Annotated in this window: 13 protein-coding genes and 1 tRNA gene; 8 read left to right on the top strand and 6 right to left on the bottom strand. The window is 53.9% G+C overall.

What is annotated here, in order from left to right; translation table 11 throughout:
• The first annotated feature begins 335 nt into the window (after positions 1-335).
• The 4 genes from ACNPAA_RS13185 to ACNPAA_RS13200 are packed head-to-tail and all read left to right on the top strand — an operon-like array spanning position 336 to position 4,703.
• Complete coding sequence (locus ACNPAA_RS13185) at positions 336-1,553, top strand: hypothetical protein (RefSeq protein WP_161469700.1); 1,218 nt, start codon at positions 336-338, stop codon at positions 1,551-1,553.
• Positions 1,550-2,743 (top strand): MFS transporter, encoded by a 1,194-nt coding sequence (locus ACNPAA_RS13190; RefSeq protein ID WP_113720030.1) that lies wholly within the window; start codon positions 1,550-1,552, stop codon positions 2,741-2,743. Before ACNPAA_RS13185 ends, ACNPAA_RS13190 begins: the two co-directional genes overlap by 4 nt.
• Positions 2,744-3,637 carry an AAA family ATPase gene (locus ACNPAA_RS13195; protein WP_408809089.1) on the top strand — a complete coding sequence of 298 codons (894 nt, stop codon included), beginning with the start codon at positions 2,744-2,746 and terminating at the stop codon, positions 3,635-3,637.
• On the top strand, positions 3,630-4,703 hold the full coding sequence (locus ACNPAA_RS13200) for a DUF455 family protein (RefSeq protein WP_113720028.1): 1,074 nt from the start codon (positions 3,630-3,632) through the stop codon (positions 4,701-4,703). The genes ACNPAA_RS13195 and ACNPAA_RS13200 overlap by 8 nt, the downstream gene beginning before the upstream one ends.
• Before the next feature lie 713 nt (positions 4,704-5,416).
• Here the strand turns inward: ACNPAA_RS13200 and phoU are convergent.
• The 5 genes from phoU to tadA all read right to left on the bottom strand — a co-directional run bounded on the left by phoU (position 5,417) and on the right by tadA (position 11,773).
• Complete coding sequence (gene phoU, locus ACNPAA_RS13205; protein ID WP_011898554.1) at positions 5,417-6,127, bottom strand: phosphate signaling complex protein PhoU; 711 nt, start codon at positions 6,125-6,127, stop codon at positions 5,417-5,419.
• Between the two features lie 101 nt (positions 6,128-6,228).
• A complete protein-coding gene (pstB, locus tag ACNPAA_RS13210; protein ID WP_010675264.1) occupies positions 6,229-7,047 on the bottom strand; it encodes a phosphate ABC transporter ATP-binding protein PstB in 819 nt (272 codons plus the stop codon).
• A gap of 104 nt (positions 7,048-7,151) precedes the next feature.
• Positions 7,152-8,801, bottom strand: coding sequence for a phosphate ABC transporter permease PstA (gene pstA / locus ACNPAA_RS13215; RefSeq protein WP_045524164.1), 1,650 nt, complete (start codon positions 8,799-8,801; stop codon positions 7,152-7,154).
• 17 nt (positions 8,802-8,818) lie between these two features.
• Complete coding sequence (locus tag ACNPAA_RS13220; protein ID WP_161469701.1) at positions 8,819-11,056, bottom strand: ABC transporter permease subunit; 2,238 nt, start codon at positions 11,054-11,056, stop codon at positions 8,819-8,821.
• Positions 11,057-11,224: 168 nt separating this feature from the next.
• A complete protein-coding gene (gene tadA / locus ACNPAA_RS13225; protein WP_080944231.1) occupies positions 11,225-11,773 on the bottom strand; it encodes a tRNA adenosine(34) deaminase TadA in 549 nt (182 codons plus the stop codon).
• Between the two features lie 385 nt (positions 11,774-12,158).
• On the opposite strand from tadA, the gene ACNPAA_RS13230 reads away from it, so the two are divergent.
• From ACNPAA_RS13230 to aceA, 4 genes are all read left to right on the top strand, one after another.
• Positions 12,159-12,235, top strand: a tRNA-Pro gene (locus ACNPAA_RS13230).
• Between the two features lie 257 nt (positions 12,236-12,492).
• Entirely contained in the window at positions 12,493-12,633 is a 141-nt protein-coding gene (locus ACNPAA_RS13235) for a hypothetical protein (protein WP_010675269.1), read from the top strand.
• 692 nt (positions 12,634-13,325) lie between these two features.
• A complete protein-coding gene (aceB, locus tag ACNPAA_RS13240) occupies positions 13,326-14,933 on the top strand; it encodes a malate synthase A (protein WP_417891817.1) in 1,608 nt (535 codons plus the stop codon).
• Positions 14,934-15,002: 69 nt separating this feature from the next.
• Positions 15,003-16,316: an isocitrate lyase gene (gene aceA / locus ACNPAA_RS13245; RefSeq protein ID WP_041214877.1), complete on the top strand. Its 1,314-nt coding sequence runs from the start codon at positions 15,003-15,005 to the stop codon at positions 16,314-16,316.
• Between the two features lie 206 nt (positions 16,317-16,522).
• Here aceA and hda read toward each other — a convergent pair whose 3' ends face one another.
• Positions 16,523-17,224: a DnaA inactivator Hda gene (gene hda / locus ACNPAA_RS13250; RefSeq protein WP_010675272.1), complete on the bottom strand. Its 702-nt coding sequence runs from the start codon at positions 17,222-17,224 to the stop codon at positions 16,523-16,525.
• Positions 17,225-17,266 lie beyond the last annotated feature (42 nt).

Here is a 17,266-nt window from a genome sequence, read left to right on the forward strand (position 1 = left end):
GAGTGGGCAATGGTGTATTTATCCAAAAACGGCAAAAAGAGTAGGCAGAGAAAATCCAAGCAAAACAACACGTTAGACGGTATTATTAATTCGCTTGCCGCTTAAGGTTCTGTACATGAGTAAACACTAAAGGTAAAGCGAACCTGTCGTCACTTACCGCTATAGCAAAAGCACACCTTGGTAAAAATAATGAAGGTGATATCTGTGGAAGCTCAACTCGCGTGGTTAGTGGTTAATAATTAACGATATAGACGTTTCTATATTGTGATTTCTAAAAATCAAGAGGGGGGAGTTGAGTCCCCTCTTTTTATTACTCAGATGATAGGTAAAACACAATGAATGGATTCAAACTAATAACACCGCATGGCGATTATTTACTTGAGTGTAATACTGACTCAATGTTGGTTAAGGATGTTCTCTTAACTAATCGCATTCCATACAACTCCGTTTCGGCATACAAGCTAGATGATACTGGTAAGCCAGAGTGTATCCCGTTCCAAACGTCTACTGTAAAGGAGCTAGAAGAACAGCATAAAGGCTTTGATATCGTTTTTCGAGCTGATCGTAACATCGACTATCAAGCAATTATTGGTAAAGATTTGGATGTATACCGTGATGCGGATTCAGTGCCAACGGCTGAATACACCTTTGATAACCATGATGGCTCAAGCAGAAAGCATATTCTTATGAGTCAGGAAGAGTGCCATGAGTTTGTGAATAGAGAGGTGCTTAAGTTCACTGGAAATTTTGTTGAAGACTATACCAATAAAAATATTGTTGTCGGCATTAGTGGTGGTGGCGATTCAAATACACTTCTAACTAGCCTTATTTATTCTGGCATCCCCAAAGAGAATATCATTCCAGTAATGATGATGGGCATTGCTGATTGGGATAAGGGTTTACATCGTGCGCATAAAATTTGTGAAGATGTTGGTCTAAAACTTAAGGTGGTTGAGTCGAATGAGGTTGATGTCATTATTCGTGGTGAGACGAATGGCGGAAGCTGGGCTGAAGACTTCGAGAGATGCTACCCAGAGTCAGACCTAGAAGTTATTGGAACTTTGGGGATCCGTCTTGTTTTGAGTCATGTTGCAAGAGAAAACGACACAAATATAATTGTAACCGGCCTGAACCTCGAGGATATTCTTGCTGAATCGATGTACTCAATTATTCGTGGTGAAAACCTATCCCCATTCCCCGTAAGAACTATTGACAAAATTGACATCTGGTATCCACTATACCGATGCCCTAAACGAATCCTTGATGGATGCCACCCAAAGCTATCATTAGAAAATTACATGGATAGATACCCAAGTAACCAGTACTGGCGTGCTTGCGGATATTACCTTGCTCAATCTATGTCGACAGTATCCGCAGGCATTGAGTTTCTACTTGTAGATGGCCTTCAGAAACAAAGCCAACAAAATCCACTTGAGCTGAGATATTACAAAGAACTAGGTTTTAGCGCTTTGCCGAACATTCCGTCAGAATCACTGGAGAAATGGAGGCAGTACATTAATAAAGAAGTTGGGCAACAAGGGGGTTTAAATTGAATATCTTTGCAATCATTCTCGTTGGCTGTTTAACTCAATTTTCTGGCATCGGCGTTATTGCTACAGCTATCTCTAAGCTTGAGTTGGTTGATAGTTCTGGTGCATTTTCATCTTCAGTATCAATAGCCAACACCTTGGGTATTAGCTTTACAGGGGTTCTACTCGGTGGTTTGTTGGCTCGATATCAAGGGTTTCGGATTGGCTTTTTTGCACCACTATTTTCATCGTTAATGATACCACCACTTATCTTTACAAATAACATCTATGTGATTTTGGCTATAGTGTTTTGTCTCTCTATCATCATTGGTTTAGACAACCCGAACAATAATTCATCACTAAATAAGATGATAAAAGACAAGAAAGACAAAGCCCACTCATTCACAAAATATACCACAGCCATGCAATCGGCTGTAATTGTCTCTCCGTTGTTGTCTGCGGGTATTGTGGTGTATTTCGGGCATGAAATTTCATTTATGTTCTTCATGTTATTTTATCTTTTAACTTGCCTGCCTTGGGTTCTGAGTAAGGAGTTGAGACAACTAGCATCGAACAAGGAGCTGCAAAGTAAAAATTTATGGTGTGGTTATAAAATCATTATGGACAGTCCAGCTCTGCGAGGACTTACCATATCAAGGATTCTAAACAACCTACTATTTACTGGTCTAATAGTGCTGATACCAATGATGGTGGCAAAAGCATCGTCAACAAATGAGCAGTTCACATTTATTCAAAATGTAGTTTTGTCACTTATTAGTGCAGGTTTTGTTATTAATGGCTTGGTGTCAAACAATATACTAAAAATTCATCCAACTTTAGCTGCGACATTCGCCAAAATGTCTACGCTGTTTGCAGCGCTCGCTATTGCAGTATCAGCAAGTTTTGGTTTTGCTGAATATTCCCTGTATGTGATGGCTTTGATGATTGGGTGGGGGCAGTTCTATTTCCGGATATCTGGAATGACTCTTGGTCAAGCAGTAACACCTCAAGAGCATCTTGGGGAAGTAATCCTAGCTAGCGATACTTTAGTTAGGGGTATTACTGCTGGGTATTCAGTTTGTTTGCTCTTTTTGGTGAATGCGTATGACTCTTTTATGCCTCTTTTCATTTTTTGTATCATTGGATCTGCTGCGCCTGCTTTCTTGAACCGCTGCTCAAAAATTTACAGAGATGGACTTTCGAGTGAGGTGTGAATGAAAACTTTAACTAAATTAAACCAAAGCCTTATTGATAACGGGAGCGAGATTAGTAAGGTAAACCGAATTTTGTCGATATTGCTGAGTGACGGGATTCGCGCATTCGAGACAAAAGCAAAATGTGTCGTGATATCAGGTGAGTCCGGCTCAGGAAAGACCAGATTGGCTAACATTATGTCAAATGTTAGCTATAGGACAATGGTTACAATTGATGCCAAAGATTTGTCCGAAGTTGGGTACACAGGTAAAGATCCAACAACGATATTTGAGAAGTTGTATTTATCAACAGAAAACGACAAAGATAAGGCGGAACTAGGCATCGTTCATATTGATGAGTTCGATAAGCTATGTGCGTCCCCATCTGTTGGCAAGGATGTCAATGGGGTTGGGATTCAACAGTCACTACTGAAGCCACTAGATGGGATCGAGGTTGGCATAAACAACCCTAGCGTATCGAGAGTAAATCCACAACCAACCGTAAATTTGAATACTAAACACATGATTTTTGTATTAACTGGAAGTTTTAACGGAAAACCCATTAGAAACCCAAATGATTTAATTAAATGCGGTTTTATACCTGAACTTGCGAACAGAGTAGATTTTTTCCTTCATCTTGACCGTCCATCAGAGGAAACCCTCCGTCGGTTGGCCGCCAACGATGAATATTATCGTGCTGCTATTGAGTATGCAAGTAGCAATAAATTAGAGATCTCATTTAAGGAAGATTTTAAAACCAAGTTAGCAAAACTCGCTTACAAGCTCGGAGGAAACTACAGGTCTGTTAGTTACCTTTTTAACAATGTGGTTTACGGGAAGATTGCCGAGCTGGTGATAAGCGGAAGTACAGAGTATGTCTTCGGTGGTGAGGATTTGGAGCTAGATTATGATTAATATCTATGATTTAAGGGAATTTTACTCATTAACTATTGATGTGATTCTTAATCGAATATACACAAACTCTAGTCAGATCATTCTCTCCGGGAGCATTGATGAAAAGATTCAATTTGGCCTTAACCTTTCGGCTTTATGGGTAACTTCGCATCACCTTGAGAGGCGCTTGAAAGCAATGGCATCACCACCTATTATTGACAATCTTATTTCAGACAACTCATATAAGGTACATGACTTAGAGTCTGTCTTGCAGTGTTGCAACAAAATATTGAGCTACAAGGAAGATGTATTGCTTGCTCATGAGCTTGAGACTGTCCAATTGATAAAAAGCCAACTGTCAAAATCAATGACCTTTGTAGGAGATGAAAAAACTGCTGAGTTTCCTCCTGCGAGATCAGATGATATGACCTTTAGTGAGAAGAAAACCTTTAGTGTCAATAGCAACGAAGAACTGGTTTCAAACAATGATAGCTACATTGCTTTTCTGTACTATGTTCTTGTTGATGTAGAAATTTCTGCAATGGAGATTTGCTCACATCAAATTTTAAATAATAAGAACATGCCAAGAGAGTTTACACTAGATTTTGCAAAACAAATCTGGGATGAGGCTCGACACGCTCAATATATTTATCAACTATTTATAGAAAAAGGTGGCGACCTTAAAAGTCAGTCATATACAAACAACGTTATCGCGCGTTACATGCAGTCTAATTCACTATTGGAGTCCCTAGTTATCCAGCAAATACTTCAAGAGGGAAATGCTGTTGAGATAAACCTATCTCTTATCAAGGAACTTACCATATTGAACCGATTACCTGAAGCAAATGCATTTTACAATATTAATAACGATGAGGCTTACCATGTCAACATTGGTAATAAGTGGATTGGTTATTTGATGGAAGCTAATGAGATTCAAGAGGAAGAATTACTTGAGCTAATGTTAAACGCTGCGGATAAAATTGATATACCGCTGTTTGGTAAGGGTGGGTGGGATTCAGATATAAGGGCGCTAGTGGGTTTTCCTTCTTGGTTTATTGAGGTTAGAGAACAGATATACAATCACTGACATATACTGTCGAACATATAATGTGTAGTGATGTGATGGACGTCCCTCCCCAGTGCTGTCACGTTGTACAGATTGTACAGATCTAGAGAAGACCATGAGTTCACAGGACGAAAGATACCCCATACCGGAACACGACAAGCGGAGTCTTGGCTGTGGTCTGGATGACGATATAGAGGTGGCATATGCGTATGTCGAATCAGTGTCTGATACCCATGACATACCATCACCAGCGGGTTGGCGTGGTTGGGCACTAAGGGAGGAATTTCTGGCGGGCATCAGCTATGCAGATACCGGGAAGCAGGCCGCCGAAGTTGAGCTATGCTGTCTTAACTGCGAGAAGACCAACAGCGACGCAGGCGGGTTTTTGAGGTTGTATTTTCTTCCCCTGATATACCCGTTCCTTCATCAACCGATTTCCCCTGGATGAGCAATGGCGTTTTGAGATCCAAGCAGTGGAACTGGATAGCGAAGTTTAAGTAAAAAGCAACTATCCGCTGGAGTATTGACGATAGTAGTGGACAGCAAGAGCAGTTATCACTGTGATGCATATGGTTGGCTAGCTGGCAGATCCAAAGACCCCTGCCTTAGCAGGGACCTTTACTTTGATTTCCTCAATGTGGTCACAGCGTGGACACTGATTGAAATAAATCCTTTTATTTCAATCATCTAAGTTATTAAAATAAGGCGCGAAACGCGCCTTTTTATTCATTTCATCAGCTCTTGCCAAGCAGATCGCTCAGCTCGTCCGCCTTGGTGTGGCGAACGTCCTTGCCCTTGACGTAGTAAACGATGTACTCGCAGATGTGCTGACAGCGATCGCCGACCCGCTCGATGGCTCGCGCCGCCCACAGTACGTTGAGTACCTGGGGAATGGTGCGCGGATCTTCCATCATGTAGGTCATCAGCTCGCGGATGATGGACTCGTACTCCCGATCGACCTTGTCATCTTCCTTGTAAACGGCGATGGCCGCCTCCAGATCCATGCGGGCAAACGCATCGAGCACGTCGTGCAGCATCTTGATGGTGCGGCGCCCCATGTTCTCGAGGGACACCAGCGGCGGCTGTGGCTTGTTGGCGTTGTCGGTCAGCATGCGGGCTATCTTGTCCGCCACGTCGCCGATGCGTTCCAGATCCGTGATGGTCTTGATGATGGCCATCACCAGACGCAAGTCGGACGCTGTGGGCTGGCGTTTGGCGATGATGCGGGTGCACTCTTCGTCGATGGCCACTTCCATGGCGTTGACCTTGTGGTCATTGGCCACTATCTTGCGCGCCGCGTCCAGATCCTGATCGTGGATGGCGGCGATGGCGTCGGTAAGCTGTTGCTCCACCAGACCGCCCATCACCAGCACCTGATTGCGCACATTCTCAAGCTCGGCATTGAACTGACCGGAGATGTGTTTATTGAGGTTCATATTGTCCATACAAATAATCCTTGATGCTCCGATTATGCCTTAGCCGTTGAACTGGCCGGTAATCTGTTGCTTGCTGTTCATATCAATCACCTTATTGCACCAACCTTGCCTTAGCCGTAGCGACCAGTGATGTAATCTTCGGTCTTTTTCTTGGCCGGGGTGGTGAAGATGGTGTTGGTATTCGAGTACTCGATGAGTTCCCCCATGTACATGAACGCGGTCTGATCCGAGACCCGCGCCGCCTGCTGCATGTTGTGGGTCACGATCACCACAGTGAACTGGCTCTTGAGCTCGTTGATGAGCTCCTCGATGGTGAGGGTGGAGATGGGGTCCAGCGCCGAGGTCGGTTCATCGAGCAGCAGCACTTCCGGCTCGATGGCGATGGCACGGGCAATCACCAGACGCTGCTGCTGACCGCCGGAGAGACCAAAGGCGTTGTCATGCAGACGATCCTTCACCTCCTCCCACAGGGCGGCACCGCGCAGGGAACGCTCGGCGGCCTCGTCCAGGGTACGGCGGTCATTGATGCCCTGCAGGCGCAGGCCGTAGACCACGTTCTCGTAGATGGACTTGGGGAAGGGGTTGGGGCGCTGGAACACCATGCCCACCTGTCGGCGCAGGGCGGAGACATCCACGCTCTTGTCGTAGATGTTGTGGCCGTGCAGCTGGATCTCCCCCTCTATGCGGCAGATCTCCACCAGATCGTTCATCCGGTTGATGCAGCGCAGCAAAGTGGACTTGCCGCAACCGGACGGGCCGATGAAGGCGGTGACCTGACCCTTGGGGATCTTCATGTTGACGTTGAACAGCGCCTGCTTGTTGCCGTAGTACAGGTTGAGATCCTTCACCTCCAGCGCAGTCTGCTCCGGGGTCAGGTTGAGCAGGTCGGTGGCGGTGTGCGGGGCCGAACTCGGTGTTACGTTGATCATCTGTTTACCTCAAATTCTCTTGGTGGCAGCGGGCAAACGTCTTGCCCGCTGCCGGAATATCTGGTTGGCAGGGAAGACCCCTGCCCGTCTCTGTAATGGCTGGATTAATGTTCCAGCGACCGGAATTTCTCGCGCAGGTGGTTACGAATACCGATCGCCGTCAGGTTGAGGCCGACGATCACCGTCACCAGCAGGAAGGAGGTGGCGTAGACCAGAGGACGCGCCGCCTCGACGTTCGGGCTCTGGAAGCCCACGTCATAGATGTGGAAGCCCAGGTGCATGAACTTGCGCTCCACGTGCAGGTACGGGAAGTTGCCGTCCATCGGCAACGTGGGAGCAAGCTTCACCACCCCCACCAGCATCAGCGGCGCCACCTCGCCCGCCGCACGGGCGATGGCCAGGATAAGGCCGGTCATGATGGCCGGGCTGGCCATGGGCAGCACGATGCGCCACAGGGTCTCGGCCTGGGTGGCACCCAGCGCCAGCGAACCCTGGCGAATGGTGCTCGGGATCCGGGCCAGCCCCTCTTCGGTGGAGACGATCACCACCGGCAGGGTCAGAATGGCCAGGGTCAGGGCTGACCAGATGACACCGGGGGAGCCGAAGGTCGGGCTCGGCAGCGCTTCCGGGTAGAAGAGGCGGTCGATGCTGCCCCCCAGGGTGTAGACGAAGAAGCCCAGACCAAACACGCCGTAGACGATGGAGGGCACCCCCGCCAGGTTGATCACCGCGATGCGGATGATCTTGGTCAGGCTGTTCTTGCCCGCGTACTCGTGCAGGTAGACCGCCGCCACCACCCCGAGCGGGGTCACGATGATGGCCATCAGGATCACCATGAAGACGGTGCCGAAGATGGCCGGGAAGACGCCGCCCTCGGTGTTCGCCTCCCGGGGGTCATCGGAGACGAACTTGCCAATCTGGTGGAACCAGTGACCCACCTTGGCCATCAGGCTCATGTCGTTGGGCCAGACTACATCCAGCACCCGGGACATGGGCATGGTCACCAGCTCGCCGCGCATGTCCTTGACGGTGATGCTGTCTCTGTCCGCCTGGGTACGCAGGGAGAAGAGCTCTTTTTCCAGCACCTGGTAACGATCGTTCAGGGCCTGACGCTCGCTCGCCAGCTCGGCTTTAAGCTGATCGGTCAGCTTGTCATCCAGCTCGGCCTTGCGCTCTTTCAGGCGCAGGCGCTCCAGCTGATAGTTGATGCTGCCGATGGCCCCTTTTTGCAGGTCGTTGGCTTGGCTTGAGAGGCCGTTGGCACGGGCCAGCACCCGCTGCAAGGCGGGATGCAGATCCGTGGTCAGCTCCTGGCCATCTTCCTTCACCGAGGTGATGTAACCATAGAAGTTGCCGTTGGTGGCGCGTTCCACCATGGCGAGCTCCGCCGGCTGGGCGCGCGATTTGATATCGGTCTCCAGCACCCAGCGAAAATCGAGGTCCACGAACTCCCGGTTGCCGGTCTTGACCAGATAACGGGTGATCTCTTCGCGATCCTCCCCTTCCAGCGCCTGGCCGGCGGCGCGCAGGCGCTCCACCGGCACCAGCTCCCGGTCGTTGATCTCGCCAATCAGGACGCTCTTGTTGCCGCTTGCATCTTCAAGTTGCCACTCATAGATGGGATGGGGCCAGAAATAGACCAGACCACGCCAGCCAATCAGCAACAACAGACCCAGTACGGCCACCAGACTCAGGCTGACGGCGCCCCCCGTCATCCAGATCCAGGGGGCCCCCGATTTAAACCACTTACCCATTGTCGATTCCTTAGTCCTTACAGAGAGCTGTACTTTTCACGCAACCGCTGGCGGACGAATTCGGCCAGGGTATTGAACAAGAAGGTGAACACAAACAGCACGAAGGCGGCGAGGAAGAGCACCCGGTAGTGGGAGCTGCCCACTTCCGATTCCGGCATCTCCACCGCGATGTTCGCCGCCAGGGTCCGTAGCCCCTGGAACATGGAAAAGTCCATGATGGGGGTGTTGCCGGTGGCCATCAGCACGATCATGGTCTCGCCCACGGCGCGGCCAAGGCCCATCATCACCGCCGAGAAGATGCCCGGACTCGCGGTGAGGATCACCACCCGGCTCAGGGTCTGCCACGGGGTCGCCCCCAGCGCAAGCGAGCCCTGGGTCAGGTGCTTGGGCACCGAGAAGACCGCGTCTTCGGCGATGGAGAAGATGGTGGGGATGACCGCAAAGCCCATGGCGATACCGACCACCAGTGAGTTGCGCTGGTCAAACTTGATGCCCATGTCGTGGGTCAGCCAGATGCGCGAATCACCGTGCATGAAGGCGTTCTCGATGATGGGACTCAAGGCGAAGGCGCCCCATCCGATGAACAGCAGCACAGGGATGAGCAGGATGGCGTGCCAGCCTTCCGGCAGCCAGGTGCGGCCGCGCTCCGGCAGATAGTTCCACACCAGGGCGGTGAGCAGCATGCCCATGGGCAGCAGGATCAGCAGCAGGATCACCCCGGGCAGGGCCCCTTCGATGATGGGCGCGAGCCACAGACCCGCCAGGAAGCCGAGGATGACGGTCGGCAGCGCCGCCATGATCTCCACCGTCGGCTTGACGTATTTGCGCAGCCCCGCCGACATGAAGTAGGCGGTATAGATGGCACCGGCGACACCCAGGGGCACCGCGAACACCATGGCATAGAAGGAGGCTTTCAAGGTACCGAACACCAGGGGCACCAGGCTCAGCTTGGCTTCGAAGTCGTTGCTGGCGGAGGTGGACTGCCACACGTACTGGGGCTCGGGATAGCCTTCATACCACACCTGTTGCCAGAGGGCAGACCAGGTTACCTCAGGGTGATCGTTCTCGACGTCAAAGACCTTGAAGTCATCCCCCTGCTGGGTCAACAGCAGGTTGTGGCGAGGAGAGATGGCAACGGCAGCCAGGTTGCCCCCGTCAATCTTCTCGCCAAGCAGCTTGGCTTCGCCGGTGGCATGGAAGAAGTTGATGGTGCCGTCGCTGCCTGCGCTGATGAAGCCCTTGCGAAAGTGCTCGGGAGTCAGCAGGGCGACCGGCGCGTCACCCTTGAAGTCACGGATCTGGGTGAACTGGCGCTTGCCACCCTTTGCCACCTCGAACCACTGGGAGATGACGCCGTTGTCGTTGCCCACCAGCAGGGAGGACGCACCGGAGAGCAGGGCCACCTGGGTCACGCTGGCATTGGGGGCGTTGATCTCCATGACATTGCGCAGGGAGATGTCGCTCAGGTTGTGGATGTCATAGACCGACAGGCGGTTGCCCTCGCGCACGAACAACAGGCGCAGGTTCGGGGTCAGCAGCATCTGGTCAACATGGCGTGGCAGGGACGGAATGGTGTAGGTCTGGTTGCTCCACTCGATTTCGCCGGAGAGGAAATTCTCCTCGCCGCTCATCACCATCAGCACACCACGACCATCTTCGGTCACGGCCGCGGTCGCCATCTTGTCCTTGGTCGCCTCGAAGACCATGCGCGTCAGCGCCTTGCCCTGGGGATCGATCACCACGGGGGTCTCGCCGAAGGGATATTGCAGGCTGGGCTCAATGACGCGCACGTCATTGGGATAGGAGATCTTGAAATAGGGTTGCACCACCTGAGCCTTGCCGTCGGCAAACCCATAGGCGATGAGTTTCTGGCCCGGTGCAGGCGGCGCGACCGCCGTGATCTCGCCGTTCACCTGTGCCTCGCCAATCACCTGTCCGGTCTTGATCTTGCCATCCGGTTGCACGGCAAAGAACTTGACCTTCCCCAGGTCGCTGAAGCGGTAACCTATCTCGTTTTGCTCCTCGACCCCGAGCCAGGCGGTCTTGCCCTTGATGGGCAGGGTGAAGGACGCGGTGCTCTCCATGCTGGCGCCATTGAAGATGGGCTTCACCACATAGAGCAGGTAGAAGAAGATAAGCAACAGCGCCACCAGCACCAGGGCTCCCCCTGTGGTGACGCCATATTTGGCCAATTTATCCTTGATCCGGCGTTTTCGACTGCCCGCCATGACCAGATTTAACGATTCCGATGACATGCAAGACCTCAATGTGAGCTAGGCTTGGCGGCATTATATGGCGGATGCATGACAGTTTTGTTACATCAACAGCGGCAAAGAGCGCGGGCTTCATCGCAGGGGTGGTAGTTGGTATTCGGGGGGAAGCAGGCCGCCGGTCTGGCAGTGAAATAAAAGCAAACGGGGCCATCAGGCCCCGGTGTCATCGTGAGGAAGCGCCTCTTTCGCGGCGAGTCTGGCCGCCTTCTTCTCGGCGCGGCGCCGTTTGAAGAAATCCGACAGCTGGGCCGAGCAGGCGTCGGCGAGCACCTCCCCCGTCAGTACCACCTGGTGGTTGTGGCGGGGATCCAGCAGGATGTCGAACACAGACCCTGCCGCCCCCGTCTTCAAATCCCGGGCACCATAGACCACCCGCTTGACCCGGCTGTGGATGAGGGCGCCGGCACACATGCAACAGGGCTCCAGCGTCACATAGAGGGTGGTGTCGAGCAGGCGATAGTTTTCAAGCTGCTTGCCCGCTTCCCGAAGCGCCATCACCTCGGCATGGGCGCAGGCGTCGTGCTCGCTGATGGAGCGATTCCACCCCTCTGCCACTATCTTGTCCCCCAGCACCAGCACGGCGCCTACCGGGATCTCGCCTATCCCCTCTGCCCTGGCTGCCAGGGCCATGGCATGGCGCATCCAGCGTTCGTCCTGCTCGCGCTGGCTGATCTGTGCTGCAACTTCAGATGGTTTCACGCCCTGATCCTCTCGTCGATATGATGTCGGCTTGCCTGGCCCCTGCACGGCATCGGCCGCGCACTCCCGGATTGCTGCGTCACGGCCCTGGGCACACCGGGCCCCTTCCCCCTCGCGCTGGCCGGTAGCCGATAGCCCACGGCAGAAGATGCTGTCAATGAAAGAGAGGCCAAAGGCCCCGGCGACATCGGAACGCCCCGAGTTGGGTGTTCGCCACTCTGTGCCCGCCTAAGGGGGCGGCGATTATGCCAAAACTCCGGCCAGGGCCCAAGTTGCATCTTGGCTGAACAATAAAGAAGCAGTCGGCATCTCCCTGATAAAAAAGGAGTTGCGCCCGCCAACTCATCCGATTAGACTTCCTCCCCGTCAGCCGAGCTGACTCCGTCGGTGTGTAGCGCAGCCAGGTAGCGCATCTGCATGGGGTGTAGAGGGTCGGAGGTTCGAATCCTCTCACACCGACCAAATTCCCCGAAAATAGCCCAGTCAAACGACTGGGCTATTTTTTTGCCTGCACGCCCGACGCTTGCCTCTTTTTCCTCTCGCCTCCCCCGTTCATCGGGTCGCCACTTTTTATTGGCATGAATTTTATACAGAACCACTTGAAGCTTTCATAAAGTGCCGCTAGGATACGCAACTTTTCCGCCGGCCATAAAAACAGGGAGGTGGACACTAGGGTGATGGAATCACCGACCGGCTTGCAATCAATGAGGCAAGCATCCATGACCCAAGCTGTTGACTCCCAGCCCGTTCAGCCCCTGATCTCCCCCACGCCCTCCGAGCTCGATTCCGCAGAGCACGGGTTTGGCAGTTCAGTGCACCTCGATGTGATCGATCTCGCCGCCCCGGATGAAGATTACTGAGACGAGCCCGTGCCATAGTGCGGTTCAAGATGCCGGTTTTGCTGTCCGGCACCGCCCTTGACCCCGGCCAACAGACCGCCACCGCAAATAACGACAAAATGCTAGTTTTTCTTCAAAAATCAGTTTAATTGACCATCTTCTGCGCCCCAACCTCCCTCTCCTTCATGGACACGCCTTGATACAAACCTACGTTATTGCTCGTCATTTCCCTCTCTCCTGTTCGCCTTCGTCATTTTGACCCAATTTGACATTTTAGTTTTAAACACCAGTTCACTACCCGGTCACTTCATAGCCCTCATGCAGGCTGGATTGAACGAAGGCATTTCATACAGCTGTTTTTGCAAAGCTTGGAGTAATGTCGGGATTTGTTTTTGCATTTGTAATTTTATTACGTAATTAATTACATTTTTAGCCCATCCCCTCTACCGAAATTCTCCCCCCTGCCGCCCCGGCGACCCAAGAGCATAACCATCTGCAAAGAGCTTTTGCACTAATCACATAAATCAATTTAAAACAGCATCTTAACTATCATCAAAAAACACCTGTTTTAAAAATCAAGTTGACGAATCCGCCATTCTTTTGCACCTTATGAATCGTGTTACCCCGCTGTTATGGGGAGTTTAAAAGAAAGGGATATAGACGTTAGTCGTAGTTAATAAATTCAAAATGTAACTTTTGGAGGAGTACCCACTATGTCGGCACCGGCCCAGACCATCAGCAGCACCCGCCTGCGCATTCAAGGCGAGATGCTTCCCGATTACGCGCAGATCCTGACGCCGGATGCGGTGGCCCTGGTGTCCGAACTGGTGGAACGTTTCGCTCCCCAACGCAATGAGCTGCTGAAGCAGCGAGTCGCACGCCAGGCCCGTATCGATGGCGGCGAGTTGCCGGACTTCCTGCCAGAGACCGCCCATATTCGCGATGGTGACTGGACGGTGCGCGGCATTCCCGCCGATCTGCAGGACCGCCGTGTGGAGATCACCGGCCCGGTCGAGCGCAAAATGGTGATCAACGCCCTCAACGCCAACGTCAAGGTATTCATGGCGGACTTCGAGGATTCACTGGCTCCCGCCTGGAACAAGGTGATCGAAGGTCAGATCAACCTGCGCGATGCGGTCAACGGCACCGTCTCCTACACCAGCCCGGAAGGGAAGGCTTATACCCTGAATCCCAACCCGGCCGTGCTTATCTGCCGGGTGCGCGGTCTGCATCTGCCGGAAAAACATGTCACCTTCGATGGTGCCCCCATTCCCGGCGGCCTGTTCGACTTCGCCCTCTATTTCCTGCACAACCACAAGGCGTTACTGGCCAAGGGATCCGGTCCCTACTTCTACGTACCCAAGCTGCAGAGCCATCTGGAAGGGCGCTGGTGGAGCGAGGTGTTCGCCTGGACCGAGGACAAATTCGGTCTGCCCCGCGGTACCATCAAGGCCACCGTGCTCATCGAAACCCTGCCGGCGGTATTCGAGATGGACGAGCTGCTCTATCAGATGAAGGATCACATCGTCGCCCTCAACTGCGGTCGCTGGGACTACATCTTCAGCTATATCAAGACCTTGAAGAACCACCCGGATCGCGTCCTGCCGGATCGTCAGGTGGTGACCATGGACAAGCCGTTCCTCTCTGCCTACTCGCGACTCCTTATCAAGACCTGCCACAAACGCGGCGCGCTGGCGATGGGGGGTATGGCCGCCTTTATTCCGGCCAAGGACGCGGCCGTCAACGAGCAGGTGTTTGCCAAGGTGCACGCGGACAAGCAGCGCGAGGCCGACAACGGCCACGATGGCACCTGGGTCGCCCACCCCGGTCTGGCCGATACCGCCATGGCGGTGTTCAACGCCACCATTCCGGCGGGTGCCCAGAACCAGATCGGCGTGCTGCGCGAGCAGGATGCCCCCATCACGGCCGCCGACCTGCTGGCCCCCTGTGAGGGTGATCGCACCGAGGCGGGCATGCGCACCAATATCCGCGTCGCCCTGCAATACCTGGAAGCCTGGATCAACGGCAATGGCTGCGTGCCCATCTACGGACTGATGGAAGATGCCGCCACCGCCGAGATCTCCCGCACCTCCATCTGGCAGTGGATCCGCCACGGCAAGACCCTCTCCAACGGTCAGGCAGTGACCAAGGCGCTGTTCCGCCAGATGCTGGCCGAGGAGCAGGAGGTGGTCAGAGGCGAAGTGGGCGAGGCCCGCTGGCAATCTGGCCGTTTCGCCGAGGCAAGCGCCCTGATGGACGAGATCACCTGCGCCGACACACTCATCGATTTTCTGACGCTGCCCGGCTACGAGCGGCTGTGAGACCCGGGCCGGTAACGGCCCCCATAACAAGTCAATGGAAACGTGAAATCAATGAAAGAGGGAACTGATATGGCACTGACCCGTGAGCAACAGATCCAGGCTATCGAGAAAGACTGGGCAGAAAACCCCCGCTGGAAAGGGATCAAGCGCGGCTACAGCGCCGAGGACGTGGTGAACCTGCGTGGCAGCCTGCAGCCGGCACACACTCTGGCCCAACGCGGCGCCGACAAACTGTGGGAGCTGATCCACGGCGGCGCCAAGAAAGGCTATGTAAACTGCCTCGGCGCCCTGACCGGCGGCCAGGCGGTGCAACAAGCCAAGGCCGGCATCGAAGCCATCTATCTCTCCGGCTGGCAGGTGGCGGCGGACAACAACCTCTCCTCCACCATGTACCCGGATCAGTCCCTCTACCCGGCCAACTCCGTCCCCTCCGTGGTGGAGCGCATCAACAACTCCTTCGCCCGGGCCGACCAGATCCAGTGGGCCAACAAAGTTGGACCAGAGGACAAGGGCTTCATCGACTACTTCCTGCCCATCGTGGCGGATGCGGAAGCCGGTTTCGGCGGCGTGCTGAACGCCTTCGAGCTGATGAAGGGGATGATTGAAGCGGGCGCCGCCGGCGTGCACTTCGAAGATCAGCTCGCGTCCGTGAAAAAGTGCGGCCACATGGGCGGCAAGGTACTGGTCCCGAGCCAGGAAGCGGTGCAAAAGCTCATCGCAGCCCGTCTGGCAGCCGACGTCTGCGGCACCACCACCCTGGTGATCGCCCGCACCGACGCCAACGCGGCAGATCTGCTGACCACGGATGCCGACCCCTACGATGCCGGCTTCCTGACCGGTGAGCGCACCAGCGAGGGCTTCTACAAGGTGCAGGCCGGCATCGAGCAGGCCATCTCCCGCGGCCTGGCCTACGCCCCTTACGCCGACATGGTGTGGTGCGAGACCGCCAAGCCCGATCTGGACGAGGCGCGCAAATTTGCCGAGGCCATCAAGGCCCAGTATCCGGACAAGATCCTGGCCTACAACTGCTCCCCGAGCTTCAACTGGAAGAAGAACCTGGACGATGCCACCATCGCCCGCTTCCAGCAGGAGCTCTCCGACATGGGCTACAAATACCAGTTCATCACTCTGGCGGGTATCCACAACATGTGGTTCCACATGTACGAGCTGGCCTACCAGTACGCCCGTGGCGAGGGGATGAAGCACTATGTCGAGATGGTGCAGCAGCCGGAATTCGCCGCTGCCGAGCGTGGCTACACCTTCGTGGCACACCAGCAGGAGGTGGGGACCGGTTACTTCGACAAGGTGACCACCGTCATTCAGGGCGGCCAGTCGTCGGTGACCGCGCTGACCGGCTCCACCGAAGAAGATCAGTTCCACTGATAGCTGTGTAATGCTCGCAAACAAACCCCGGCCAAGTCCCGGGGTTTGTCGTTATGGGGCTTAGAACCTATCCCAGTAGGCGTAATCGTTGAAGGCAGTTTGAACACGGACAGCGCGCAGAAACCGGAGCGTACTGTAGTACGTGAAGATTTCGAGCACTGCCCAGGTTCAAAATGGCGAATAAGTTAGCCTAATGGGATAGGTTTTCAGAGCTCGAGGATCTCTTTGACGAAAGGGATGGTCAGCTTGCGCTTGGCACGGAAGGAGGCGTTGTCGAGACGATTGAGGGTGGCAAGCAGGGTGCGCATGTCGCGGGAGAGGCGGTTGAGCAGGAAACGGCCCACGTCGATGGGCAGCTTGAAACCCCGCAGCTCGGCGCGCAGTTGCAGGGCGCTGAGTTTGCCCTCGTCGTCCAGCTCGTCAAGGTGGAAACTCACTCCCCAGTCGAGACGGGACGCGAGATCCGGCAGTTGCAGCCCCAGCTTGCGTGGCGCGCTGCAGCCGGTAACGATGAGCGTCCCCTCCCCCTTCTCCTTCCAGCGATTGTAGAAGTCGAACAGGGCCCGCTCCCACAGGGCGTTGCCAGCGATCGCCTCCAGGCTGTCGAGACAGACCAGGGGCAGGCTCTCCAAAGCATCGAGCATGCTGGGGTCAAGCTGTTCGAACTGATCGAGGGAGAGATAGGCCGCCGCCGCGTCGCGGGCGTTGACCTCGGCGCAGGTGGCATGGAGCAGATGGGAGCGGCCCGACCCCTTGGCTCCCCAGAAATAGAGGAAGGGCGAGCCCTGACCGATGGCCGCATTCTTGAGGGCGGTGATCAGATGGGCGTTGTTGCCGGGATAAAAACTGACGAAGGTTTCATCATCCGGTAGTTGTACGGCTAAAGACAGTTGGGCCGGTTGCTTCACTCGTTGGGCTTTGACTGTGATATTTGCGGGCAAGTGTATCAC

The sequence above is a fragment of the Aeromonas sp. PS2Canimalfood6 genome (assembly GCF_048276795.1).
In the GTDB taxonomy this organism is placed as follows: Bacteria; Pseudomonadota; Gammaproteobacteria; order Enterobacterales; family Aeromonadaceae; genus Aeromonas; species Aeromonas caviae.